At 41.1% G+C, this 26754-nt stretch carries 26 protein-coding genes and 1 riboswitch; of the genes, 2 read left to right on the plus strand and 24 right to left on the minus strand.

The window, feature by feature from the left end:
* Positions 1–5: 5 nt before the first annotated feature.
* Positions 6–1313, minus strand: coding sequence for a HAMP domain-containing sensor histidine kinase (locus tag MHI58_RS15795; protein WP_045034562.1), 1308 nt, complete (start codon positions 1311–1313; stop codon positions 6–8).
* A complete protein-coding gene (locus tag MHI58_RS15800) occupies positions 1300–1995 on the minus strand; it encodes a response regulator transcription factor (protein WP_024719771.1) in 696 nt (231 codons plus the stop codon). Before MHI58_RS15800 ends, MHI58_RS15795 begins: the two co-directional genes overlap by 14 nt.
* A gap of 237 nt (positions 1996–2232) precedes the next feature.
* Here MHI58_RS15800 and MHI58_RS15805 point away from each other — a divergent pair, with 237 nt between their 5' ends.
* On the plus strand, positions 2233–3438 hold the full coding sequence (locus MHI58_RS15805; RefSeq protein WP_045034563.1) for a DUF418 domain-containing protein: 1206 nt from the start codon (positions 2233–2235) through the stop codon (positions 3436–3438).
* Between the two features lie 78 nt (positions 3439–3516).
* Here MHI58_RS15805 and MHI58_RS15810 read toward each other — a convergent pair whose 3' ends face one another.
* Positions 3517–4455: a YafY family protein gene (locus tag MHI58_RS15810; protein WP_045034593.1), complete on the minus strand. Its 939-nt coding sequence runs from the start codon at positions 4453–4455 to the stop codon at positions 3517–3519.
* An 83-nt stretch (positions 4456–4538) separates the two neighbouring features.
* On the opposite strand from MHI58_RS15810, the gene MHI58_RS15815 reads away from it, so the two are divergent.
* Positions 4539–5183, plus strand: a complete 645-nt coding sequence (locus MHI58_RS15815; protein ID WP_041507737.1) for an FMN-dependent NADH-azoreductase — start codon at positions 4539–4541, stop codon at positions 5181–5183.
* Between the two features lie 1368 nt (positions 5184–6551).
* On the opposite strand, the gene MHI58_RS15820 is transcribed toward MHI58_RS15815, so the two are convergent.
* The 21 genes from MHI58_RS15820 to MHI58_RS15920 form a co-directional block, all read right to left on the minus strand.
* Positions 6552–8420 carry an alpha/beta fold hydrolase gene (locus tag MHI58_RS15820; protein WP_045034564.1) on the minus strand — a complete coding sequence of 623 codons (1869 nt, stop codon included), beginning with the start codon at positions 8418–8420 and terminating at the stop codon, positions 6552–6554.
* Positions 8421–8477: 57 nt separating this feature from the next.
* A complete protein-coding gene (locus MHI58_RS15825; protein WP_045034565.1) occupies positions 8478–9044 on the minus strand; it encodes a TetR/AcrR family transcriptional regulator in 567 nt (188 codons plus the stop codon).
* A 417-nt stretch (positions 9045–9461) separates the two neighbouring features.
* Entirely contained in the window at positions 9462–10859 is a 1398-nt protein-coding gene (sufB, locus tag MHI58_RS15830) for a Fe-S cluster assembly protein SufB (RefSeq protein WP_007500362.1), read from the minus strand.
* Between the two features lie 17 nt (positions 10860–10876).
* Entirely contained in the window at positions 10877–11323 is a 447-nt protein-coding gene (sufU, locus tag MHI58_RS15835) for a Fe-S cluster assembly sulfur transfer protein SufU (protein ID WP_008347017.1), read from the minus strand.
* On the minus strand, positions 11313–12533 hold the full coding sequence (locus tag MHI58_RS15840; RefSeq protein WP_045034566.1) for a cysteine desulfurase: 1221 nt from the start codon (positions 12531–12533) through the stop codon (positions 11313–11315). Before MHI58_RS15840 ends, sufU begins: the two co-directional genes overlap by 11 nt.
* Positions 12533–13846: a Fe-S cluster assembly protein SufD gene (gene sufD / locus MHI58_RS15845; protein WP_045034567.1), complete on the minus strand. Its 1314-nt coding sequence runs from the start codon at positions 13844–13846 to the stop codon at positions 12533–12535. Before sufD ends, MHI58_RS15840 begins: the two co-directional genes overlap by 1 nt.
* A gap of 18 nt (positions 13847–13864) precedes the next feature.
* A complete protein-coding gene (gene sufC / locus MHI58_RS15850) occupies positions 13865–14650 on the minus strand; it encodes a Fe-S cluster assembly ATPase SufC (protein WP_007500355.1) in 786 nt (261 codons plus the stop codon).
* A 211-nt stretch (positions 14651–14861) separates the two neighbouring features.
* Positions 14862–14999, minus strand: a complete 138-nt coding sequence (locus MHI58_RS15855; protein ID WP_162835676.1) for a hypothetical protein — start codon at positions 14997–14999, stop codon at positions 14862–14864.
* Between the two features lie 215 nt (positions 15000–15214).
* A complete protein-coding gene (locus MHI58_RS15860) occupies positions 15215–15583 on the minus strand; it encodes a carboxymuconolactone decarboxylase family protein (protein ID WP_024719777.1) in 369 nt (122 codons plus the stop codon).
* 309 nt (positions 15584–15892) lie between these two features.
* Positions 15893–16714 carry a methionine ABC transporter substrate-binding lipoprotein MetQ gene (gene metQ / locus MHI58_RS15865; protein WP_007500351.1) on the minus strand — a complete coding sequence of 274 codons (822 nt, stop codon included), beginning with the start codon at positions 16712–16714 and terminating at the stop codon, positions 15893–15895.
* 14 nt (positions 16715–16728) lie between these two features.
* On the minus strand, positions 16729–17397 hold the full coding sequence (locus MHI58_RS15870) for a methionine ABC transporter permease (RefSeq protein ID WP_008347031.1): 669 nt from the start codon (positions 17395–17397) through the stop codon (positions 16729–16731).
* Entirely contained in the window at positions 17390–18415 is a 1026-nt protein-coding gene (locus MHI58_RS15875) for a methionine ABC transporter ATP-binding protein (protein WP_041508106.1), read from the minus strand. Before MHI58_RS15875 ends, MHI58_RS15870 begins: the two co-directional genes overlap by 8 nt.
* A 155-nt stretch (positions 18416–18570) precedes the next feature.
* A riboswitch (SAM riboswitch) is annotated at positions 18571–18679 on the minus strand.
* 102 nt (positions 18680–18781) lie between these two features.
* Entirely contained in the window at positions 18782–19123 is a 342-nt protein-coding gene (locus MHI58_RS15880) for an SCP2 sterol-binding domain-containing protein (protein ID WP_008347033.1), read from the minus strand.
* A 120-nt stretch (positions 19124–19243) separates the two neighbouring features.
* On the minus strand, positions 19244–19546 hold the full coding sequence (locus MHI58_RS15885; RefSeq protein ID WP_007500346.1) for a thioredoxin family protein: 303 nt from the start codon (positions 19544–19546) through the stop codon (positions 19244–19246).
* Positions 19547–19557: 11 nt separating this feature from the next.
* Complete coding sequence (locus MHI58_RS15890) at positions 19558–19902, minus strand: toprim domain-containing protein (protein ID WP_008347035.1); 345 nt, start codon at positions 19900–19902, stop codon at positions 19558–19560.
* Between the two features lie 127 nt (positions 19903–20029).
* On the minus strand, positions 20030–20266 hold the full coding sequence (locus MHI58_RS15895) for a YusG family protein (protein ID WP_008347037.1): 237 nt from the start codon (positions 20264–20266) through the stop codon (positions 20030–20032).
* 44 nt (positions 20267–20310) lie between these two features.
* Positions 20311–20694, minus strand: coding sequence for a glycine cleavage system protein GcvH (gene gcvH / locus MHI58_RS15900; protein ID WP_008347039.1), 384 nt, complete (start codon positions 20692–20694; stop codon positions 20311–20313).
* A 66-nt stretch (positions 20695–20760) separates the two neighbouring features.
* Positions 20761–21117, minus strand: coding sequence for an arsenate reductase family protein (locus tag MHI58_RS15905; RefSeq protein ID WP_008356673.1), 357 nt, complete (start codon positions 21115–21117; stop codon positions 20761–20763).
* Between the two features lie 110 nt (positions 21118–21227).
* A complete protein-coding gene (locus tag MHI58_RS15910) occupies positions 21228–23009 on the minus strand; it encodes an acyl-CoA dehydrogenase family protein (RefSeq protein WP_144665976.1) in 1782 nt (593 codons plus the stop codon).
* 14 nt (positions 23010–23023) lie between these two features.
* Positions 23024–24199 (minus strand): acetyl-CoA C-acetyltransferase, encoded by a 1176-nt coding sequence (locus MHI58_RS15915; RefSeq protein ID WP_058336902.1) that lies wholly within the window; start codon positions 24197–24199, stop codon positions 23024–23026.
* Between the two features lie 12 nt (positions 24200–24211).
* The gene (locus MHI58_RS15920; protein ID WP_045034570.1) at positions 24212–26599 is read right to left on the minus strand and encodes a 3-hydroxyacyl-CoA dehydrogenase/enoyl-CoA hydratase family protein; all 2388 of its coding nucleotides are present in this window, start codon (positions 26597–26599) and stop codon (positions 24212–24214) included.
* Positions 26600–26754 lie beyond the last annotated feature (155 nt).

The raw sequence follows: 26754 nt of genomic DNA on the forward strand, positions 1-26754 counted from the left end.
GCTCTCTACATTTTGGTATTCCAAAATCGCAGCACGATGTAGTAGGTATCGTTCTTTTCTACACTTTCAAACTGTCCATGCATTCGGGACATCATCCGCTTGATGCTTCGTTCTCCGAGTCCATTGCTTTCCGGGATGATGTCTGTCTTTTTTATCGCATTGCTCACATGGATTTCAAAGACATCTTGGTCGGATAAAAAAGTGATCTGAATGTTCTTTTCAGGATCTGCGTATTTACGTAAATTTGACATCACATTATCAAACACTCTGCCAAGTTCCTCGACGTTTACGTTCATATAGCTATCCGGCATTTCGCCTACAATATGGACCGTGAAATTCTCCTGATGCAGCAGGGCGACCTGATCTGATAGAAGATCATAAATCACTTCTTTCACTGCAACGGTTTCAAGCTCTGACTCGTGCTCTTTATCTAGCAGGAAATAGGCAAATAGATTGTCAGACAGATTCTTTAATTGCAGGGCTTTTCCATACGCACTCGCTATATATTGCTCCTTGCGGGTATCCGTTAGGGCCCCCTCTTTTTTCGCAAATTCCAAATTCATGATGAGTGATGTCAGCGGGGTCCTCATATCATGCGACATTTCGGTCACCAAACTGCGGCTCTCTTCCTGCAGATCATCAATGGCGTGAAGCTTGTCCAAAAAGGCTGTTCTTAAATCCTCAATGCTCTTTGCAATCATGGCCAACTCATCATGCCCCTTCACTGTCATCTCATAATCGAGCTCACCGCCTTCAAGAATATGAATCTCTTCACGGATCGTTTGCAAGTAACGCAGACTTCGGCGAATGCCAACAAGCACAATCAGGAGAAAAATGAGTGTTGCACCAAGCAGTTCTAGTGTAAAGGCGAGATCGTGATATCGAGAGGAGTAAAACCCTTCTACCATAACCCTACCTTCTCCATCGCTAAATTGAACCGGGTAAGAATGACGCTTTGCGTAGTCGGTCACCTTTTCTTTCCCATAGGCCGATTCGTCAGCGGCAGAGTAAATCGAGTCATATTGAAGCACTTCATCCTTGTAAACAGTGAGATTAATATAATCTTCTTTTTTCACCCACTCACCGAATGCTTTTCGATCCGTTGAAGTCAGCTCATGTTCTGAAACGTAGCGGCTGAAGGTTTGAATGTATCTGGCTGACTCTGCCTGATCATACTCATCTGAACTCAAATATCCTTCGATCAGGTGATCGGTGATCTTTTGCAGTGTCAAAAAGACAACACCACTTACGATAGCAGCGACCAAAATGAGCAGTGACAGCTTTTTGGTCAGCGTATATTTACGATGTGCCAAACCGGTATCCTCTCCCCCATTCTGTTTTGATATACACGGGACGAGCCGGGTCATCTTCAATTTTGGCACGCAGCTTTCGGATATGCACCATGACCGTATTGTTTGAACAATAAAAATAAGGCTGGCCCCACACGCTTTCATAAATATTTTGAGCAGAAAATATTTTGTTTCGTTTGTTCATGAGCAGTTTTAATATCCGATATTCTAAATCAGATAACTTGATTTGCTGCCCATTTTTCCACACTTCATTAAATTCTTCACTCACCTTCAGGCTACCGCCAACTAAATAGGTTTCTTCCTGTTCTTTTTTTTCCTGATAGATGGTATATCTGCGCAATTGCGCCATGACCCTAGCGTGAAGCTCCTCTTCTGAAAAAGGTTTTGTCATATAATCATCTCCGCCAGCGAGTAATCCTTCGGTTTTATCCCATGTACTAGATCTGGCGGTCAAAAATAAAATTGGCACATTTGAGGTGGCTCTTATTTGCTGGCACGTTTCGATCCCAGAGATACCTGGCATCATAACATCCAAAATCACCAAATCAAGCGAATCATCTACAACATACAATGCCTGCTTGCCATTCATGGCTCTCAGCACCTCATACCCTGCACGTGTCAGAGATTCCTGCAAAAGATCACCGATCTCCTGATCATCCTCTACAACTAATATTCGATGGGTCATGTCTCAATCACCTCATCCTTCATGATGTTCATTCTTATATGTTATTACTATATATCATCTAGCTATGTGAAAAGATACACCATAAATCTTAAGTGTTTATGAATATGATCAATTGCCATCAAGTTGTCACATTTATTTTCAAAAAATTGGATCTTCATAAATGATTAAGAATTGACCTGTATATTGATTCATTGAAGGATCTATCTTTAGATCCAATACACGAAAAGGAGCATAGATATGAATGTAAGCAAGGTAGAACACGGACAACCAATGAGTCTCAAAGAACGGGTGCATTTCTTGGACATCGTACGAGGATTCGCCTTAATGGGGATTATTTTGGTCAACTATTTTTTGATTGTGGATTCGGTCAAGGGATTTGAGATGGAGTCTAATGATGGTTTTCACCACATTGTGAATTGGTTTGCCTCGGGGAAATTCATTACGTTATTTTCTTTTCTATTCGGGGTTGGTTTTATGATATTTATGGATCGAGCCGCTCAAAAGGTGGACAGCCCGAACAAGTTGTTTGCTCGCAGATTAACCATTCTCTTAGGGATTGGTCTTCTGCATGTCACGTTTGTATGGATTGGAGATATTTTAACCTATTATGCTGTCGCGGGCTTTTTACTGCTTTTCTTTTACAAACGCACAGCCAAAACCATCCAGTACTGGCTCATCACACTCTTTGTGATTCAATTGCTCACGCCTCTTTTCACCATGCTGCTCAATACCATCAGTACAGGATCATCAGGCAAGCCGGATTTTGCCGATTTTGAATTGAACAGTCACAACAGTCTGACTTATTTAGCATCGATAGGTGACCGGTGGACGGATATGTTCACGATGGCTTCGAGCTCATTTTCCACCGTCTATTCCATGTTCTTCATGTTTTTACTTGGTGTGTATTTTGTGAAAATGTCGTTTTTCAAAAACATGGAGACGAAAAAAGCGCTTTGGAATCGTATTTGGATGATTTGTACAATTGCTTTTCTTATCACACTAGCCAGTACGATTATGACAGCGGTCACCCCTTTTGAACATACGCCATGGATGAACATTGTCTCTGCACTTGAGCAAAATGGGGGATTGACTGGCAGTATGTTTTATATGAGTTCACTTGCGATGCTGTTTCTGCACATTCCTCAGCTGCGAGGTGCTTTAATGGTGTTCACCAAAGTCGGCCGAATGTCCCTGACCTGTTATTTGCTTCACTCCATTATTGGCACAATGCTATTTCTCAAGTACGGAGCTGGACTTGCCGATCATCTTTCACCGGCTGGCACGTTCTTCATGGCAATTGGCGTGTATACCTTCCTTGTCCTTTTCAGTACGTTATGGTTAAAGCGATTTAAGTCTGGACCGATGGAATTTATCTGGCGTCAGCTGACGTATGGGAAGGTCAATGACCAATCGAAAACAAATACATTTCAGGCAGCGAAGTAGAAGTAATAGAAAAAGGGCGAATTACGACAGTTCGCCTTTTTTCATGTGTTGAGTTTTTGTGATTCAGATACAATCCGTTCATTTTATATATTGATCCATCATTTCTTGCAATTGAGTCAGATAACTTTCTTTTAATTCATCGGGGTATTCAATTTTCACATGTTTCCCAAATGAGATCAAATAGTGAGTCATATACGATAATTCTTCTTGGTTGTACCCACCCACTATATAAGGCGTATCATCAATGGTCTCCAATCTCATATTCGGATAATGATTCTTCAAAAACTTCTCTTTCCCTTGTTCCGTTAATCGACATTTAAAAGAGATATCATGATAAGTTTTTTCGTACTCGAGCTGCAGTGCTTTTAATTCTTCCTTCGTAAAAGTGTCTTTCGTTTCTTCTTCGATCATCATGTCCATCATACAATCACATCTGTAGATGCCCCACTTTTTATTCTGAACATCATATGCTTCGGTAAACCAAATCCCATTTCGATAAAACAACTCAAGAAATTGTAGCCTGATCCTTTTATGTTCATATTGAGTGTATGTCATCTTCACGATTTGATCTTCCATCATTGCCTGCAATATCAAATCCAAATGATTTTGTTCACTTACTGGCGCAACATGATAGTAATGAATGACATCCAACGTCTCCGTGATCCTTTGTTTTCTCTCATCAGACATTGTAGCAAACAGTTTTTGGCGAATCTGTGAGTATGACTTTTTAAACGGTGTTGCTGACAACAGATCTAAGGCTTTAAGAGCGAAAAAAATGGCTTGAACTTCATCTATTTGAAAATAGATCGGAACCAATGGAGATTGATTCACGAGCCGATATCCTCCATGTCTGCCATTTTCAACATAAAAAGCTAAGCCCATGGACTCTAGCTCTTCCATATCTCTTAAAGCCGTACGTTTAGAAATGCCAAATTCAGTTTCTAAATCTTTTAATTGAAATGAATATTTATCACTTAAAAAAATAAGCTCTTGGTTTAAGCGTTCTGATTTTTTCATTTGATTTTCCTTCTGAAAAAGGTGACATGTATTGTCACCTTTATATTTTATACTCAGTTTATCAAAAGAAAAGGAGCATGCATATGAAAACATTCATTATTAACGCGCACCCTGATTTCACTCATCAAGAAAGTTATTCAAACAAACTGCAAACACTATTTTTAGAACAGTTTAAAAAAAGATTCCCTCATAAGGAGCCAACAATTTTACATTTATATGGAACTGAAATTCCTCGTATCGAAAAAGAACAGCTACTAGGTATTTGGGATAAGCAAGCATCTGAACAATCATTAACAGCTGCGGAGGAAAAAATCGCCGCTTCTTCTGCTGCTTTATTGGCTCAATTCAAAGCACATCATCGAATCGTGATTGTATCACCTGTTCATAATTTCAATGTGACATCACGTATGAAAGATTATATAGATAATATTTTGATTGCTAGAGAAACGTTTAAGTATACAGAAAATGGTTCAGTTGGTCTGATGACTGACGATTATCGTGTTCTTTTGCTACAAGCAAGTGGCTCAATTTTCACAAATAACGATCGGTACACACCACTGGAATTTTCATATTATTATCTAAAGGAAATATTCCAAAACTTGATGGGTTTTCATCAATTTCATATTGTCCGGGCACAAGGAACAGCGATTTTAGATCAAAAAACTATCTTACAATCTGCATCTGATGATATGACGAAAACCTTAGATGCGTTTTATGCACCTCGTTAACCTCTATTTTTTCAAAAACAAAAAGACCCAAAACGTATGTTGTCAACGTTTTGGGTCCTTTTTTACAATTATCCATTTCGACCAAATTGTTTGTTATTCACGTTCATACTTTTATTCTTGATTCACACAGTGATAACATTATCCTTCCCACAATGCCATATTCATATCACCCTAAGCTATTTCATTTCCAACCAGTCATTTGAACATTCTCTCAAAAATTGTTTGTTTTCTATCATTTCAAGTGCCAATGCTCTAAACGGACGATCATCAATCCCTTGTCGAGCCTAATGCCACAGGTGCTTTTAGCAATATTACATAAAACACACCAATTGATGGATGTTTTAAGGTATAATCAAAAAAGAGCCTAGGCTATGCCAGTAGCCCAAGCTCGTTCCACCTCAAAGGAGGTGAATAATATGAAGCTATCCACTATTATACTGATCGTGATAGCTTTGGCTCACTTGATTGTGAGTTTAATCACTCTAATCAAGTAAGCTAGTCTTCATAAAATGGTCCTTAATTGGGCCATTTTTTTGTTTGTCCTCCGCCTTCTCTAATTAGAAGACATCATCGGATAAGACTCGCAAGTCTCAATATATGTTATTTGTTGTTTATTAACGCCTTGATTACGCCTTCTCTTCGTCTTTAACTCAAAAAACAAACTGTAAAGGCATCATTTTGTAATTATTTGTTGCGCCTAGAGTATATCTTTCGTTTATTACCGCCATGCTCGCGCCTTCTCCCCGCCCTTTATCGATGAAAAACGACCAGAAATACAAGAGCAGATGTGTATTAATTGCAATACTTTTGTTTAATCTATTATGCTGTGCTTTATGGATAATTTTTATTTAATGCTCTAATTCATTGCAATGGTTTTGTTTAATAAAATACAGTATGAGTCATTTAACATAATTCCAGATTAACGAGTATTATGTTAAATCACTTATATTTGGATTATAACACAAAAACACAAATAACATATCTCTATATACATGTATACTGACATATGTTATTTTTTTAATTCGTGACCACTTAGGCTCTTCAACTCGAGGATTACAAATACATCTCTTCTGCAAATGCCACTTCATTTTTGTTAATTGTTTCAAATGCCCCCATCCACTCATCAAACAAGCATTCAATGGAGTTTTATATTTGTTATACGTCTTATAACATATTAAGCCGTCAGAAGCTTGGTAGTGTTTTGAAGGTTGCGCCCACATCACCATCAAGCTAAGAACAACTCCCCCAAAAACATAAATTGTGATTACTTGTCATATAAATCTCATTTTTCGTTTTGGGGTGTTTTACAAAACCTTTCAGTTGATGGGCAAAGGATACGATTGATCTGAATGACTACAAACTTTTTATTTATCCTACACTCTCATCTGCTAGTATTCTATTTTTTATAACTAATGCTGCCGTTTCACTCGGATGGCTAAGAGGGAAATGATGGCCATACGGAACAAAATCAACCTTCCCAAGATGCGATGGCGCAGAATAGCCTCTGTCATACTCCCCCCAAATCATGTGAAGATGATCCTTTGTGACTTCTTTAAAGTCACCTTGATCGGTTTTCAGTAATAAATGGTTAAGCTGAACCGTTGTATTTAAAATTCTAGGAGAAGTAAAGCTGTTTCTGATTTTTTCAATATAATGTTTAGGAATGCTCTCCGTGCTTTCAAACAAACCATTTCTTAACAAATAACGCTCTATCATTTTAGGAGTTGCTAATTTTAATGACCATTTGTTCATCCATTGTGGAACATTTAGCGATTTAGCATTTTTTTTAGCAACAGGCGGCTGAAGTAAAGTGATGGAATACTCCTTTTCTATGTACCCTTGTTCCAATGCTTCCAATAAGATAAACGCACCGAATGAATGACCGATTAGATGTGCACCATTCGTCGCTTTCTCTATTACTTTTTTCACTACATTTAAATAGATATCTAGAAGATGTTTCTCTCGTTTAAAAGGAGAACGCCCCAAACCAGGAAGGTCCAAGATCCATACAGGTTGACCTGTTTTCTCATGAAGCTCCTGTGCTAAAGGAAATAAATCTTCTCCATCACTCAATAAACCATGTAATAAAATAAACGGCTTCCCTTCTCCTTGTAATTGGTAAAGGGTGTTATTATCGCATAATGTTCGTTTAAATAAATGTTGGTGCTCACCATTTTGAGCCATCATTCGATAATCTAGATCCGCTACTACAGCAGGGAAAAATGTCATGACACTCGTCTTCTTAAACCAATCTTCTCCCATTATTTTTTTCGCTGAAATATTTGAAAACGTTCGTTTTGTCATAAAATTCAATCCGTCAGAAGGAATGTTTGTGAGTTTACTTACACCACTATTCATGACAGCTTTCATCAGTGGCATTGGGACAGAGATGCTAGGTGCCTTCATATTCATACTTTCTGACATCATACTTAATAGTCCAGCAACGTTCTGATCGTGCTCTTTGTCTTCAACAAGTGTATATGTTTGAATAGCCGGCTGCTCCAACTTGAAAACCTGTACAATAAACTTCGCAAACTCATCGTTTGAAATAAGTGGTAACCGATAGTCCTTACCTCCAGGAATCACCGGCATGAGCCCTCTTCGCATACTCTTTACAAGCAAACCCAATCCTGCAATTTGCTCTGTACTCCCTGTTTGACTACTACCAACGACAGTTGGCGGATTAATGACAGAAAGAGGATAACCTACTGAAGATGCCTGTTGACGAATAAAAAGATCTGCTAAAAACTTTGTTCTCTCATAAGGATTTTTTATTTTCAAGTAATCGTTTCCTTCTTCAAACACGTCGATGGCAATCTTGCTATTTTGATCATCAAAGGGACTCATATAACCGACAACATGGATAAATTGCTGCAAGCCTTTCAATTGATGAATACTTTTAGCTAATTCACCAATATATTTGGCGCCATTTAAAAAGACGGAAGCTGCCTCTTTACTTGTCGCTTGAATATCCATAGGGCCTCCTGCGTGAATGATCACATCCGTTTTCAATACCCTCTCCTGATCTTCAGGACTTAGACCCAAATCGACTTTTGTCAAATCACCTTCAACAAAGTGCATCACTGCCTCTTTTAAAATACCTCTTTCTTGAAAAGTGCGTGTTGCTTTACTTTTCGATCTTACTAAAAGAAGAATGTTCACATCCTCTTTCGCTAATTCCTCGACTAATTGCTTCCCAATAAAGCCCGTTCCACCAATTAAAAGTACTGTTTTCATATGAGGTCTCCTTTTTAGTACTAATCAGTACTAATTTGATGTAAAAAAAATGCTTCTTTATCGAAGCAAGTTAAATAAATGATCTGCTGTTTTTGTGATGACAGTGGCATCTTTCAATGTTTCTGAAATAAATAACGCTCCTTCAAGATTTGTCATAAAAAGTGATGCCACCTCATCAATCTGAATCGTATCTCTGAATTCCCCATTCTCTACCCCTTGTTTCAGTAATAGAGAAACTTTCTCTTGTAATCCTGTGAAAAAAAGTCCTATTTTTTCTTTTATTTGTGTGGCCTTTGCAGGACTTTGAATATAAAGAGTAATAAATGGACAGCCACCCTTATACTCTCTCGACTGAACTCCTTGTGATAATTGCTTTAAAAACAGTTGAATACGATCTTCAACTGAAAATTGGGTCTGAGACAGTACGTCATCCATTGCAGATTGATACATGTCAATCCAATAATCAACGACCCCTTCTAATAATTCTTCCTTATTAGAAAAGTGATAATACACATTAGACTTTGATACTTTGCTTACACGTACCAATTCATCCATACTCGTATAAGCAAACCCTTTTTCCAAAAATAATGTTGCAGCTACTTCAAGTACACGTTTTTGATTCATTAATTTTGCCTTTGTCATATTTAGAACTATACAGTACTAATTTGAATGTGGCAAGTATTTATTTTGAATAAAGTTGATCTGAACCTCGAAGTTGTTAGCGGCCTTAAAGGTAAAATCATTTCTCCTTTAAAAGGTTCAAAACAAATGTTGTGAGAAAGTATTTCAGAGAAGTTTATAAAAGACATGCATTGAGCATAGCCATGCTGTAAACGTTTTGAATAAGAACTATGTATGGGAAAGGTTAAGACATTCTAGTATAAAAAACAACCGCAGACACGTATCTCCATGTCACCCAAAAATTGAGGACCAAAGGAATTGTATCTGCGGTATGTTCAATAATTAAATTTTGTGGGCGCTTTGTGGGTGCTTAATATAAATATAACGTCTAAACACCTTTAATCCCCTCTATATCAACGGTTAACCGATCGAACCTTCCATCTCAAACTTAATCAAACGGTTCATTTCAACGGCGTATTCCATTGGCAGTTCTTTTGTGAATGGTTCGATGAAGCCCATGACGATCATTTCTGTTGCTTCTTCTTCAGAAATTCCGCGGCTCATCAAGTAGAATAGCTGCTCTTCTGATACTTTCGATACCTTGGCTTCGTGCTCTAATGAAATGTTGTCGTTTAAGATTTCATTGTAAGGAATCGTATCAGATGTTGATTTGTTATCCATGATGAGTGTGTCACACTCGATGTTTGAGCGTGCACCCTCTGCTTTGCGTCCGAAGTGAACGATTCCACGGTATGTGACTTTACCGCCTTGTTTGGAAATCGATTTCGATACGATCGTTGAAGATGTGTTTGGTGCAAGGTGAATCATTTTTGCACCTGCATCTTGGTGCTGACCTTTACCTGCTAGGGCAATACTTAATGTCATACCACGAGCGCCTTCACCTTTTAAGATGACAGCTGGGTATTTCATTGTCAGCTTAGAACCGATGTTTCCATCAATCCATTCCATTGTTGCATTCTCTTCACATACTGTACGTTTTGTCACAAGGTTGAAGACGTTGTTTGCCCAGTTTTGAATCGTTGTATAACGGCAGTAGCCGCCTTTTTTCACGATAATTTCAACAACCGCACTATGAAGTGAGTTTGTTGTGTAAACTGGAGCTGTACAACCTTCTACGTAATGCACGTGTGCGCCTTCATCAACGATGATCAGTGTACGTTCGAACTGACCCATGTTCTCAGAGTTGATTCGGAAGTATGCTTGAAGTGGTGTATCTACTTTTACGCCTTTTGGTACGTAGATGAATGAACCACCAGACCATACAGCCGAGTTAAGCGCAGCAAATTTGTTGTCAGTCGGAGGAATGACTTTTGCCCAGTGCTCACGGAAGATGTCTTCGTTCTCTTTTAATGCGCTGTCTGTATCTTTAAACACAATGCCTAGATCTTCAAGATCTTGCTTCATGTTGTGATACACAACTTCAGATTCATACTGAGCAGATACACCTGCTAAGTACTTTTGCTCTGCTTCAGGGATTCCAAGCTTATCAAAGGTTTGTTTGATTTCTTCTGGTACTTCATCCCAAGAACGCTCAGAGCGTTCTGATGGTTTTACGTAGTACGTAATTTCATCAAAGTTTAATGCATTTAAATCTCCGCCCCATTGTGGCATCGGCATGTTGTAAAAGTGCTCAAGAGATTTCAAACGGAAGTCGAGCATCCACTGAGGCTCTTCTTTCATACGAGAAATTTCTTCAACGATCTCTTTTGTCAGTCCGCGCTCTGAACGGAAAATGGAAACGTCTTTATCAGAAAAGCCGTATTTATATTCACCAACATCTGGCATTTTTTTAGCCATCCATTTTCACTCCAATCTTATGATTTGCCGTTATCTTCGGCAGATGCGCCTTTTTCAAGCGCCTTCCAGGATAATGTTGCACATTTGATGCGCGCTGGGAATTTTGCAACTCCCTGCAGCGCCTCAATGTCACCAAGATCAATGGAATCGTCGTATTCTTTTCCTAGCATCATATCGGAGAAAATCTGAGACATTTTCAAAGCTGTTTCAATATCTTTCCCTTTAATCGCCTGCGTCATCATAGAGGCAGATGCCATCGAAATCGAGCATCCTTCTCCTTCAAATTTCGCATCGATGACTTTTTCGTCTTCGATTTTCATCGTGAGACGAATGCGGTCACCACACGTAGGGTTGTTCATATCGACGACAATGCTGTCGTTTAACACACCTTTGTTTCTCGGATTTTTATAATGATCCATAATCACTTGTCTGTACAGTGTGTCTAAGTTTACATTAAAAGACATTCGTAAAATACTCCTTTGTCTTACGGAGCGCTGCCATGAGCTCGTCAATCTCCTCTTCTGTATTGTACAGATAGAAGCTTGCTCTTGCAGTCGCTGATACACCAAGCCATTTCATGAGCGGCTGTGCACAGTGATGTCCAGCACGAATGGCGATACCTTCCGTATCTAGAACAGTTGAGGCATCATGAGGATGGACGTCGTCTAAGTTAAACGTCACAAGTCCAGCTCGGTGCTGCGGTCCGTAAACCGTGGCACCTTCAAGCTCCTTAAAGCGCTCAAGTGCATAAGTCGCAAGCTGATGCTCGTAACGGCTGACTTCCTCCATTCCGATGTCATTTAAGAAATCAATCGCTTTTCCGAGCCCAATTGCTCCTGCAATAATCGGTGTTCCCGCTTCAAATTTCCACGGCAGTTCTTTCCATGTAGAATCATATAGATCCACAAAGTCGATCATTTCACCGCCAAACTCAGCAGGCTCCATATTATTCAAAAGGTCCTTCTTCCCGTAAAGAACACCAATGCCAGTCGGTCCACACATTTTATGCCCAGAGAAGGCGAAAAAGTCGCAATCCAAGTCCTGAACATCAATTTGCATGTGCGGGGTGCTCTGGGCACCATCGACGACAATAATTGCACCGTGATCGTGAGCAATCTTTGCGATGTCTTTAATTGGGTTGATGGTTCCTAATACGTTTGAGACATGTGTGACAGCAACGATTTTCGTTTGATGTGTGATGGTTTGCTTCACATCTTCAAGCGACAGCGTGCCGTCTTCCTGTAACGGAATATATTTCAATGTGGCGCCAGTTGCTTTTGCTGCCTGCTGCCAAGGGATGATATTCGCATGATGCTCCATATGCGTAATGACGATCTCATCGCCTTCTTTGAGGTTTGCTCTTGCATAGCTGATTGCCACTGTGTTTAGTGCGGTTGTTGTACCTCTAGTAAAAATAATCTCCTGGACAGAAGAAGCACCAATGAATGCTCGAACTTTCTCTCTTGCACCCTCGTATGCGTCCGTTGCTTTTGTGCCAAGGGTATGAACACCCCGGTGGACGTTCGAGTTGTAAGACCGGTAATACTCATTCATTGCATCAATGACAACTCGTGGTTTTTGAGATGTCGCCGCACTGTCCAAATACACCAAATCATGTCCGTTCACTTGCTGATGAAGGATTGGAAACTGCTCACGAACGTCTTTGATATTCATTATTTTACTTTCCTTTCAATCACAGAAACGAGCTGCTTTTTAACTCCTTCAATCGGCAGTTCTTTGACGACTGGATTTAAGAAGCCATAAATGACAAGTCTTTCTGCATCTTCTTTGGAAATCCCACGGCTCATGAGGTAATAGAGTTGAATTGGATCAACACGCCCAACAGAAGCAGCGTGCCCTGCTGTTACATCATCTTCATCGATTAAAAGAATTGGGTTAGCGTCACCGCGTGCTTTCTCACTCAGCATGAGAACACGAGATTCTTGCTCCGCATTTGACTTCGTTGCGCCATGCTCGATTTTACCAATCCCGTTAAAGATAGAAGATGCTTGATCCTTCATGACACCATGCTTCAAGATATACCCTTCAGAGTTTTTACCAAAGTGGATGATGCTTGTTGTGAAGTTTTCCGTTTGATTCCCGCGGCCAACAACAACTGATTTTGTATCACCGAATGTACCGTCGCCCATAAGCTTCGTGATGTTTTCAGACACGACGTCTCCATCATTCATTAGGCCAAGCGCCCATTCGATTTTACTGTCACGACCATTTGCCATACCACGTCTATTCACATAGACTGTCACACCTTCTGCAAGGTTATCCACTGCACCGTAAGTGACACGTGCATTTGCACCTGTGAAGACTTCAGACACGATATTGAAGATCGCTTCTTCTGGTGCTGCCGTACTGATGTAGTTTTCAACATATGTCACAGCACTATGATCATCTGCTACAACGATGACATGGTTGAACAACGTTGTTTCGTCATTTTCATGAAGATAAACGGCTTGAATTGGTGCTTCAAGCTCTACGTTTTTCGGTACATAGAGGAAAGCTCCGCCATTCACTAAAGCAGCATGTAGAGCTGTTAATTTGTGCTCATCCACTTTCACTGCATCTGTCATGAAATATTTCTTCACTAGGTCTCCATGTTCACGAATCGCAGTATGGATATCAGTGAAGATCACGCCTTTGTCTTTCGCTTCTGTTGAAAGAGACAAGTAGGCTGGCGTTTGATCACGCTGAATGTAGACTGTCTTATCTGTGTCCTCTAAATCAATAAGAGACTTCACTTCTTCAGGAAGCTCTTCTAAATATCCAAATGGCGCACTTTCGACTGTATGCTGTTTGAAATTGGTTAAATTCCATTTAGAAATATTCGTTTTGTCAGGCTTTGGCATTGGAAGGTCTTCTGCTTTTTCAAGAGCCTGTAAGCGAAGGGAACTCATCCATGCCGGTTCCTGATGCTTCTCGGAGAAGCTTTTGACATAATCTTGATCTACTGATAATTTCGTTTCTAATGTCATCAATAATCCTCCTAACGCTTACGCTTCTTGACCAACAGTTTCGTCTTCAATTCCTAACTCTTTTTTAATCCAGTCGTAACCTTCTGCTTCTAGACGCTGCGCAAGTTCTGGTCCGCCAGATTTCACAATACGTCCTTGCATCATGACATGAACGTGATCTGGTGTGATGTAGTTCAATAAACGCTGATAGTGAGTGATCATTAAGCAGCCGAAGCTTTCGCCGCGCATTTTATTAATTCCTTTAGAAACAACTTTCAGCGCATCGATATCAAGACCAGAATCGATTTCGTCAAGAATGGCGATTTTTGGTTCAATCATCATTAATTGAAGAATTTCGTTGCGTTTTTTCTCCCCGCCTGAGAAACCTTCGTTTAGGTAGCGCTGTGCCATATCTGGGTCCATTTCAAGGAATTCCATGTTTTCGTCCATTTTGCGGATGAATTTCATGAGAGAGATTTCATCGCCTTCTTCTCTGCGTGCGTTAATAGCCGAACGAAGGAAGTCTGCATTTGTCACACCACTAATTTCAGATGGATATTGCATTGCAAGGAAAAGACCCGCTTGCGCGCGCTCATCTACTTCCATTTCAAGAACATCTTCGCCATCAAGCAAAATGCTACCTTTTGTTACTTCATATTTAGGGTGACCCATGATAGCAGCAGATAAAGTAGATTTACCTGTTCCGTTTGGTCCCATTACTGCGTGGAATTCTCCACCTTTTATTTCTAGGTTTACACCTTTTAAGATTTCTTTCCCTTCAATCTCAACGTGCAAGTCCTTAATTGTTAATGTCGAAGCAGTCATATATCGATACCTCCAAAATAATCATTATTCTCAATTTATTCTCATTCTAATTTTATAACAAATTAAAAGTGAATACAACACATTCACGACAAGCGTAAGAAGATGCTCTCAAAATTCTAACAAAAAATACAGGTAGATAAAAGGATTTATGTCGAAAAGACTGTTTTCATAAAGAAAGGACGGGAAACTATTCTCCCCGTCCCTTAGCTATTTAATAGCCTTGTATATTCATTTTTGCGAGCTGCCTTTTCTCATCTCGATAGGACTGCTCTCGTTTATATTCCACTTTCATCCTTAAGTCATGGTCTCTTTCGTACTCTGCATAGCTCATGCCATGAGCTTTATGCATGGCCTTTTCCATCTCGGCGGTATAATCCAATCCCAGTGTACTATGGTCCGAACAAATAATAAACCATTCCCTTCTTTGAGTGTATCTTCATTGTATCAAAGGCACGCGGCTTCACTCAAAAGGGATATAGCGCGCTATGCTGGCATATTTTCTCACACAACCGGCTGAGAACGACTCAACTCCCTGATATGGAAAAATACCATCTTATCCTTCCCTTAATGCGTCTGTCCTCCAAATTCATCGATACATTGCTGAACAACTGTGATGCCTTGACTTAGCGCAGCACCGCCGCCAAACGCTGTCGCCACACTGACGACCTCTAGCAAATTCTCTTCTGTTGCGCCTTGATCGAGCGCTCCCTTTGTATGATAGATCATGCAATATTCATCCTGTGCATGAATGCTGATGCCGAGGGCAATCATTTGTTTTTCTTTTTGTGTTAATGAATCGCTCTGAAAGCACTGCTCCGTAAATTCATTGAATTTCTTGCCAAACACCGGCATTTTCTTCTGAAATTCACCCATTGCCGTTTTATAATCCGTCAGTGATTGCTGCATGGATCCGCTCATATGTTGTTCATTCATCTTCATTCCATCCCTTCAGGTCATTTGTTCGTTTTTATTATGAGCGAGATTTGAAAAAATACACAAAAAAACCTCGCTTTGATGAAAGCGAGGTTGCAGATGATTGACAAAGGGCTAAAATGATCTTTATTTTTGCCCTTTGTCTTCTTTTTTCAGCGTGATAGAAAACCTTTGCAGTCTAGGAAGGGCGAGTACCGGAGCAGAGCGAATTTGACATTCGTGAGCACCGGAGCGCAGACCTGACAACGAATGCGAGGGTTTGTCTACACGTTGAAACCTCGCTTTGATGAAAGCGAGGTTTACAAGTTGTTATTCAGATACAGGCAATACTGCACCATCATACTTTTTGTCGATGAATTCTTTGATTTTATCAGAGTGAAGAACTTCCATTAATACCTTGATCTTCTCTGATTTTTCGTCACCTTTGCGAACAGCGACGATGTTTGCATACGGGTTGTTTTTCGTTTGCTCAAGTTCGATTGAATCTTTTTTCGGATTCAATTTATTTTGGATCGCATAGTTAACGTTGATAAATACTGCATCGCCTTCACTGTTTTCATAAGCTTTCGCTGTTAGTTCAGGAGCGATTTTTTTGAATTTTAGGTTCTTCGGGTTTTCTTTGATGTTTTTGACTGTTGCGTTGATTGTATCTACTTTTGGATCAAGCTTGATCACACCAGCATTTTGTAATAGGGCAAGCATACGTCCTTGCTCAGCTACGTTGTTTGTCATGATGATCGTGCCGCCGTTTGGAATATCTTTTACTGATTTGTATTTCTTAGAGTAGATACCGAAAGGCTCAAGGTGAACGGCACCAGCACTCACTAAGTTGTAATCTTTGTTTGATTTATTTTCTTCGTTTAAGTAAGGGATATGTTGGAAAAAGTTCGCATCCACTTCTTTTTCAGCTAATGCTTTGTTGTACATTTTATAATCGCTCAGTACTTTCACTTTTAGATCGTAGCCTTTTTCTTTTAGAAGTGGTTTTGCTTCTTCAAGAATCTCGGCATGTGGTGTTTTTGAAGCGGCAACCGTGATGGTTTTGTTATCGCTTGCGTTATTTGATGAACCGCACGCAGCTAAAATGCCTGCAAATGCTAGAAATAGTGCACTTAAAATCAATTTCTTCATGAATAATTCCTCCCTTAACGTTTATCAATTTTATTTGTAATCAAATCACCGATTATTTGAATGATAAAGACGATGATCAGAATAAACACAGTGGCTACAAGTGTGACATCTGTATTACCAGATTGGTATCCTTCCACATAAGCAAGGTCACCAAGTCCGCCTGCTCCAATTGCTCCTGCAATCGCAGTAGAGCCAATCAGAGCAATCGCTGTTACGGTAATACCTGAAATAAGGGCTGGCAATGATTCTGGCAGCAATACTTTGAAAATGATTGTTGACGTTTTCGCTCCCATAGATCGTGCTGCTTCAATGACTCCTTTGTCTACTTCACGCAGTGCAATTTCAACAAGACGTGCGTAGAAAGGAGCTGAGCCAATGACAAGGGCTGGTAATGCTGCATTTGGGCCTAAAATTGTATGCATTAAAAATTTCGTAAACCCTAGTAAAAGAATAATTAAAATGATAAAAGGAATCGATCTGAAAATGTTGACGACTGCGCCGATGACAGCATTGATCGGTTTATTTTCCCAAAGACCGCCTTTTCCTGTAAGGAAGAGCAGTAGGCCAAGAATAATACCGATCACAAAGGCAAATGCCAATGAAATGAGTGTCATATAGACCGTTTCACCCGTCGCGTTCCAAATAACCTCTAGATCAACGTTCGGAAACCATTTCTCAAACATGTGTCATCACCTCGATTTCAACCTGTTTGCTTTGGATATAGGCGATGGCTTTTTCAACTTCGTTCTCGTCTCCATTTATATGGATAAAGAGTGTTCCAAACGCGCCTTCCTGCGTTTGAGAAATCTTTCCTTGCAGGATGTTCACATCGACCTTGAAGGATCGAATGATTTCCGTGATCAGCGGCTGTTCGGCAGAATCTCCGATAAAGGACAACCGGACGACCTGACCTTCTTTTACTCTCTCTAGGACGTGCTCGATCGTTTCTTTTGCTTCTTCTGGTTCAGCAAGCTGTTTCACGAATCGTTTCGTCATTTCTTCTTTCGGCTGTCTGAAGACACGTAATACTTCGCCTTCTTCGACAATACGGCCATTCTCCATCACCGCCACACGGTGACAAATTTTGCGAATGACATGCATTTCATGTGTGATCAATACAATGGTGAGTCCTAGTCGTTTATTAATATCGGCTAAAAGCTCAAGGATGGAATCTGTTGTTTGTGGATCAAGAGCAGATGTCGCTTCGTCACATAGCAGAACTTTTGGGTCATTCGCTAATGCTCTCGCAATCCCTACACGCTGCTTTTGCCCGCCGCTGAGCTGAGAAGGATAGGCATTTTCTTTTCCTTCTAAACCGACCAATTTAATCAGTTCGTTTGCACGAGCTCTCCGTTTTGACGTTGGTACACCTGCGATCTCGAGCGGGAACATAATATTTTGTCTCACTGTTCTTGACCAGAGCAAGTTAAAGTGCTGGAAAATCATGCTGATTTCTTGTCTTGCTTTCCGAAGTTTCGTATTCGATACTTCATTGATTCGGTTGCCTGCCACTTCAACGATTCCTTCTGTTGGCAGCTCCAGACCGTTTAATAGGCGAATCAGGGAACTTTTCCCTGCGCCGCTATACCCGATAATTCCGAATATTTCACCTTTATCGATATCCAAGTTGACGTCTTTCACGGCATCAACATTTCCGCTTTTTGAATGATACGTTTTTGATACATTCTGTAAATGGATCACAGTCTGTTCACCTGCTTTCTTGCTGAATCTATAGGTTTCCATCACATACGTTCATTTATTCTTCCGACTGTTATGACGCTAGCCTGACGTAAGGTCAGTAAAAAAGACCTAACTGCAACGCAAGCAGAAAGGCCTTTTATATCAAATACGCCTTTCTCTCATCTTTCAAAGCGTTGCGGCTTTGAGTGAATTGGCACCAATTTCAGCTATGCTGACGGTTGCCGGGTTTCATAGGGCACGTCCCTCCACCTCTCTTAATAAGAGAAAATATGTTGTTTTATGTGATGTTCATGTTTTTACTAACGTAGAATATCATGCTATCTGAGATATGTCAACGCTGTAAATCGCTAATTTCCAAGTAAACGACTACGTTATCATTTTTCGAAAAAAACCGTTCGTCAGCCAAAGTACTGCTTCTAGTCGAAGAAGTGCTCGAAATGAGCCTTTCACTTTCACTTGTCCTCTGCTGATCAGCTGCTGTAAGGACATGTCTCCATCTAATAATTGCAAAATCTCTTTTCGCTCACCATAAAAGATGAGATCCGATAACTCAATTGCAGGTAGTTTCTTCACTTCACCACGTTCATCCACAATCAATGTACAAGAGTCCGTTTCCGCCTCAAATGTAATCTTCAAGGATGATGATGAGAGCAACGGCTTTAACAATAATCGCTGCCCTGCACTTCCATGGGCTTTCACATTTTCCACATGTATAACCTCCCTGTCATTTGGTTATACATAACATTTCTCTACAAACATCGGCTTGTCCTTTATAAATAGCTCGACAAATTTTCAAATGAATTGCTTGAAATATGACAAAAAACCGCTTTATTTAGCGGTTTCAATCATTTCATGAAGATATGGAACGGAGTGAAAGGCATAGCCTTTTTGCACGATTTCACCCTTTTTAAACAGGAGAAAGCAAGGGACACTTTCGATCTCAAATGCTTTCGCAAAACTTGGCGAGTAATTTAAGTTATTCTCATAAAAAGGAACTTCCGGCTGCATGGCATCAACCACTGCCAGCATCTTCTTTGCCAGCTGGCATGTTCCGCAAAATGGTGTATATAAGTACAAAAGAAATAAATCGTCCTCTATCTCCTTGAATTCATGCTCTTCAATCTCTTTCATATACGTCACCCTTATAAATATTTCGAATGAACATCAATGTTTGCAGCTAATAGAATAGATGCAATATGGGCTGACGGTGAAGCGGCCACTTCGCGGTACGTTCTGTCGACAAAAAGATGCAGTGCTTCAGGGAATTCTTTTCGAAATTGCTTCCGCAGTTTGTCGCCAGCATCGTCACTGTCTGCTAATATGTAAACGTCTTTCCCGAATAAATCGTCCACAAGCTGATCCAGCTTCGATGTACTGATCGTGCCATTGGTGCAAATGATGGTAACAGGTTCACTTATGACTTCTTTTAGCTTCTGTTTATCTGATTTACCTTCTACAATGATGACCTTTTCTATCTCGACATTCATCACGATCACCCGGCCCTTTTGACGTTGATTCACTTCTTCCTTAGATTACAATCTTTCATTCAGGTTGTAAAGATTGGGCAATTGATCAACAAAAAGACTGCAGCACTCACTGCAGCCTTATCTGTGATCAGCACCAGCCATTTTCATCGTCACAGTCTACATATTTTTCAGTCCCATGGGTCAATGTATCTGACAGACGATAAAAACGGTTTTGATCATAGGAATAACCTGATTTTAATTCATATTGATTTTCACTAATCATCGTACCAATCTCTTCGTTTTGATGGTAAAGCACCATGCCACTCTCTTTGAATCGTCCAGTGACATGCTCTGTTATATCCACCTGTTCTTTTTGAAAAGACAAATTGGACACCCCCCATATAGGTAGAGTGTCCAATTTCACATGAATTAGTCTTCTTTTGTCATTTCTTCATATTGCTCAGCTGTCATTAGGTTCTCGATTTCAGATGCATCCGCTGGCTCTACTACGATCATCCAAGCTTTTTCGTATGGAGAGTCGTTGACGAACTCTGGGCTGTCATCAAGTTCATCGTTTACTTCAACGATTGTGCCGTTAATCGGTGCGTATAGTTCAGAAACTGTTTTGACTGATTCTACACTTCCGAAAGGCTCGTCCGCTGTAATTTTGTCTCCTACTTCAGGAAGCTCAACGAACACGATATCGCCTAGCTCAGATTGAGCAAAATGCGTAATACCGATACGCACCTTATCTCCTTCTACTTTGACCCATTCGTGTTCTTCTGAATAACGTAAATCTTTTGGTGTGCTCATTTCATACCCCTCCAGTCTTTTCTTACAATCTATATTGAAGATACCACAATCTGAATGAAAGTTACATCATTTCCAGACGCTTTTAAATGTATCTTCATTAAATCCAACTGTCACTCGTTTGCCGTCTGTTGTAATTGGACGCTTGATCAGCATTCCGTTAGACGCAAGTAATTCAAGCTGCTCGTCCTCTGACATTGCAGGAAGTTTATCTTTCAGCTGCAGCTCTCTGTATTTCTGACCGCTCGTATTAAAAAATTTCTTCAGCTCTAAACCGCTTTTTTCGTAAAGGGCTTTTAATGTTTCTTTATCAGGCGTCTCTTCGACGATATGTATGCTGTTGATGTCTTTATTGTGTTCTTCCAGCCATTTCTTTGCTTTTCGGCATGTACCGCAAGATGGGTATTCGTAAAAATCTAAAGCCACCATTTTCACCTCCTGCAAATAGTGACAACATTTTATCACAAAACATATGAAAAACCTAAATGTATGCTTACAAAAAGGTGCGGCATGATATCCGCACCTTTTCAGCCGTCTTATACGATATATTTCTCTGCTTCAAAGATTCGTTTCGCCACCTCACGCTTTTTCGCAATGACATTCATTGGCGTGAATCTTGTCAGCTTGCGAAGGGCTGACAGACTCATACGGAGTGAATCTCCTTCTTCCATGGCAATCAATGATTCTTTCGCATGAGCTTCAATTTTTAAAAAGGCTTCCTGCGTGAAAATTTGTGTATACGCAAGCTTTTGTGCATTTTTTTCTGTGCCTGATGCTGCGATTGCTTTTTCCGTACGCAAGACCGCCGACTCAGCAGCAAAGAGTTCATTGACGATATCTGCTATATTCACAAGGATTTCTTGCTCTTTGTCTAATGCTTTCCCATATTTCATCGCCGCCATTCCAGATACCATCAAGGCGATCTTTTTCGCATGGGCAAGTAAGTATTTCTCTTGATCAAGCGGCTGATCACCCGGCTCTTCCGGCATCATCATCATTAGCTCTTCCTGTAGGGTTTGCGCTTTTTGAAGAAGCGGAAGCTCTCCTTTCATCGCTTTCTTCAAGAAGGTGCCTGGCACAAGCAATCGGTTAATTTCATTCGTTCCTTCAAAAATACGGTTAATTCGTGAGTCGCGATAGGCTCTTTCGACTTCGTATTCTTGCATGAAACCATATCCGCCGTGAATCTGCACACCTTCATCCACAATATAATCGAGCGTTTCAGAGCCAAGCACTTTACAAAGAGAGCATTCAATCGCATATTCTGCAATGGATTGCGCAATTTGTTTCCCATCCTTTTGCTCCTCGTCACTTAACAGACCCATTCTTTGTTCAAATAACCCGACTGTGCGGTATACAGCACTTTCCATGGCATAAAGCTTTGCCGACATGTTGGCTGCTTTTTCGCCAATTAAGCTAAATTGAGAAATTGGTGTTTTAAACTGCTTGCGCTGATTAGCATACTCTGCCGATAATTGAATGACTCGTTTTGATGCACCGATTGTCCCTACAGCCAGTTTATAGCGTCCAATGTTCAAAATGTTAAAGGCAATGACATGACCTCTGCCTGCTTCACCAAGCAAATTCTCCTTTGGCACTTCGGCATCTTCAAGGATTAACGTTCTCGTCGAGGACCCTTTAATGCCCATCTTTTTCTCTTCAGGTCCTGTTTTGACTCCAGGAAAATCCTTTTCTACGATGAAAGCAGAGAAGTGTTCACCATCAATCTTCGCATACACGACAAACACATCGGCAAATGCGGAGTTTGTGATCCATTGTTTTTCCCCATTGAGGACATAATGTGTTCCAGCTTCATTCAGGACTGCCGTTGTTTTCGCACCTAGCGCATCAGAACCTGACCCTGGCTCTGTTAGGGCATAGGCCGCAATTGTTTCTCCAGAGGCGAGTCCTGGCAGGTACTTTTCCTTTTGCGCTTGATTGCCAAACAGCACGATCGGCAAAGAACCGATCCCGACATGGGCGCCGTAAGAAAGAGAGAAGCTGCCTGCTCTTGCAAATTTTTCAGTAATGATGGCTGAGCTGATTTTATCTAACCCAAGCCCGCCAAATTCCTCAGGAACATCCGCACCAAGCAGGCCAAGCTCTCCAGCCTTTTTCAAGAGACGAACAGAATGCTCGAATTCATGATTTTCAATTTGATCGATGTGCGGAACGACATCTTGTAAAATGTAATCTTCTGTTGTTTTCCCGATCATTTGATGTTCATCAGAGAAATCCTCTGGTGTAAAGATATGCTCATAATTCGTCTCATCTATTAAGAAACTGCCACCCTTTTTTACATCTTCCATTGCTTTCATCCTGTTTTCCCCCTTTAGATCAATTCAAAAATGCCTGCTGCTCCCATGCCCCCGCCGATACACATCGTCACAATACCAAATTGTTCATTTCGCCGTTTCATTTCATGAATGAGGGACAGCGTGAGTTTCGTTCCTGTACAGCCTAGCGGATGTCCTAATGCAATGGCGCCGCCGTTGACATTTACCTTCTCTTCATCGATCCCTAAATGACGAATGACTTGAATCGCCTGAGAAGCAAATGCTTCATTTAATTCAAACAGCCCGATGTCCTTCAGCTCTAGACCAGCGATTTTCAGCGCACGCGGAATGGCTTCAACCGGCCCAATTCCCATGACTTCAGGTGGTACACCACCAACAGCAAACGCTCTGAACTTGGCGAGTGGCTGAAGAGAAAGAGAAGATGCTTTTTCGCGATCCATCATCATGACACATGCCGCTCCATCACTCGTCTGCGAAGAGTTTCCTGCAGTCACTGTGCCTTTTGTTGAGAAGGCAGGTCGTAACGTTGAGAGAACCTCCTCTGTTGTGCCCGCTCTGACACCTTCATCTTGTGAGAACGTAAATTGGCGTTCTTCTAGTTGATTCTGCTCTCCTACCCGTCTTTCTGTCACATCAACGGGAACAATTTCATCTGAAAATTTCCCTTCTTGAAGTGCCTTTGCTGCCTTTTGATGGCTCCTCACCGCAAAAGCATCTTGATCTTGCCTTGTGACCTGATACTTTTGCGCCACTTGCTCCGCTGTGTGGCCCATGCTCATATAGTATTCAGGCGCTTGCTCTGCCAAAAGAGCGTTTGGACGAATGGAGTGACCCATCATTGGGACTTGCGACATCGATTCGACGCCTCCGGCCAAAATGGTTTCTGCCTGCCCAAGCATAATTCGTTCACCTGCATAAGCAATTGACTGCAGACCAGAAGAGCAATAGCGGTTAATGGTGATAGCAGGTACTGTATATGGCAAACCTGCTAACGCCCCAATATTCCGGGCCACATTCAGCCCTTGCTCTGCTTCTGGTGTCGCACATCCGATGATTAAATCATCGATTGTTCCATCATAATCACCGGCACGCTTTAGCGTTTCTTTTACACACAATGCGCCCATATCATCAGGTCTGACATATTTTAATGATCCCTTTTTGGCTTTCCCTACTGGTGTTCTTGCGCCAGCTACAATCACTGCTTCTCTCATTTTGACTCCCCCCTAGTTACGTAAAGGTTTTCCTTTAACGAGCATGTGCTGCATGCGTGCCTGAGATTTGACTTCCCCTACAAGACTTAAAAAGGCTTCTCTTTCAAGCTCTAATAAGTATTGTTCATCCACCTCTGTACCAAATGGCAATTTGCCGCCAGAAATGACATGCGCTAGTTTTTTCGCAATGGTCATGTCATGGTCTGAAATGTATCCAGACAATCTCATGTTTTCAGCAGCCAGCACCATTGCTGCGTAGCCTGTTTCCCCCATCACGGGCACCTTTCGCTTCAGAGGTGCACGATAACCCGCTTCATCAAGAGAAAGAACGAGTTGTTTCGCATCATGGATTAAATGATCACCATTCATGCTGATCCGGTCATTCACTCGGAGCATCTTCATATCACGCGCTTCCTCTGCTGATGTAGATACCTTTGCCATCGCAATGGCTTCAAAGGTTTGTAGCGTAGCATCTTGGATTGCAGTTGCTGATGGCTTTTCCGCTCCTTGCAGATGGCGAATATAGAGTTCTTTGTTTCCGCCTCCGCCCGGTATGAGCCCGACCCCCGCTTCGACAAGCCCCATATACGTTTCACTGGACGCTTGGATAGCGGCTGCTGGTAGACAAAGCTCCGTCCCTCCGCCAAGTGTCATACCAAATGGTGCAGCCACAACTGGACGGTCACTATACTTCACCTTCATCATCGCCTGCTGGAACCTGCGAATGACAAAATCAATTTCAAAGAAGTTGTCGTCCTGTGCTTCCATTAAAATTAAGGCGAGATTCGCACCAACACAGAAGTTCTTTCCTTGGTTACCGATGACCAGCCCTTTATAATTCTTTTCCGTTTCATCTACAGCACGATTGATCATATCAATGACATCAAGCCCAATGGCATTACTTTTCGAATGAAATTCAAGCAAGGCAACATCATCCCCGATATCGATCAAGCTTGCACCCGTATTTTTAAAAATGACATCGTGTTTCTTTTTCAATCTAGCTAACGAAATATTCTTGTCGTTTCCCTTTTCCTGTTCATAAGCACCATTCTGATAAAATGCACGGTCTCCTTCGGCATTTTCTTGATAGAATGTGTCATGTCCTTGTGAAAGCATATCTCGCACCCAGGTCGGGATGCTGTGCCCTTCCGCTTCCATTCGACTGACGGCTTTTTTCACGCCAATCGCATCCCACAGCTCGAACGGGCCATGCTGCCAGCCAAATCCCCATTTCATGGCGTTATCGATGGACTGAATATCATCCGCAATGTCGCCTTTTAGATGAGCTGAATAAAGAAGAACAGGTGCGGTCATATTCCAAAGCAATTGCCCAGCACGGCCATCTTGATAAATAAGCGCTTTCAATTTCGCTTTTGTCCCCTTTTGCTGCTTGGCAATGTCAATGCCCGGATCCTTTAGCTTTGTCCGTTCTCCGTATGTGAGTGTGACAGGATCAAGCTCTAAAATGGTCTTTCCGTTTTTTTGATAAAATCCTTGCCCTGCTTTGCTGCCGATCCACCCTTTTTCGAGCATTCTTTCCATAAACTCAGGCAGCTGAAAAATATCTTTTTCCTTTCCTTCTACCTGTTCATACACATTGCGGGCTACATGAGAAAATGTGTCGAGCCCCACCACATCAAGTGTGCGGAAGGTCGCACTTTTCGGTCTGCCAATAAGAGGACCTGTGACAGAATCGACCTCTCCGATCGTGTATTTGTTCTCAAGCATTTCACGCACTGTGACAAGAAGCCCATAAGTGCCAATTCGGTTGGCAATAAAGTTCGGTGTATCTTTTGCTTCGACCACACCCTTGCCAAGTACATCTTCACCAAATGTTTTCATATATGAGAGTACTTCTGGATCTGTTTCTTGAATAGGAATTACTTCTAACAGCTTTAAATAACGAGCTGGGTTAAAAAAGTGAGTGCCTAAAAAGTGGCGTTTAAAATCAGCTGATCGGCCTTCTGCCATTTTTTCAACAGAAATACCGGATGTATTGCTGGATACGATGCTGCCTTCTTTGCGGTGTTCGTCGATGAGAGAGAATACGTGTTGTTTAATGCTGAGCTTTTCAGTGACGACTTCAATGATCCAGTCAGCATCGTGTAATAAGGAAAGGTGATCTGTGAGATTTCCGGGTGTGATGTATGATAGGTTTTTGGCTGAAGTAAGAGGTGCTGGCTTTTGCTTTAACAATTTTTTCATTGCGTCTTGGCTTAATCTATTCCGAACACTAGGGTGATCAAGCGTTAGCTTTTTTGCCGTTTCTTCCTTTGTCAGTTCATGTGGCACAATATCTAGCAATGTTACTGGTATCCCGATATTGGCTAGATGTGCAGCAATGCCTGAGCCCATGACACCTGAACCAATGACAGCCGCCTTGCGAATATGTTTGCCCATAAATATCCCCCTAAACATTTTGAATGAACAGTCATTCATTTTTTGTCCAAAAAAAAGCAATGCCTCTTTCTTTATCTTAAAAGATTTTCCGAAACAGTTCAATAGCAGATTTCAAAAATTTACACATTCTCATGCGTCTTTCTTTACAGCGTATG

It is taken from the genome of Bacillus sp. FSL K6-2869, from assembly GCF_040869405.1.
In the GTDB taxonomy this organism is placed as follows: Bacteria; Bacillota; Bacilli; order Bacillales; family Bacillaceae; genus Bacillus; species Bacillus altitudinis.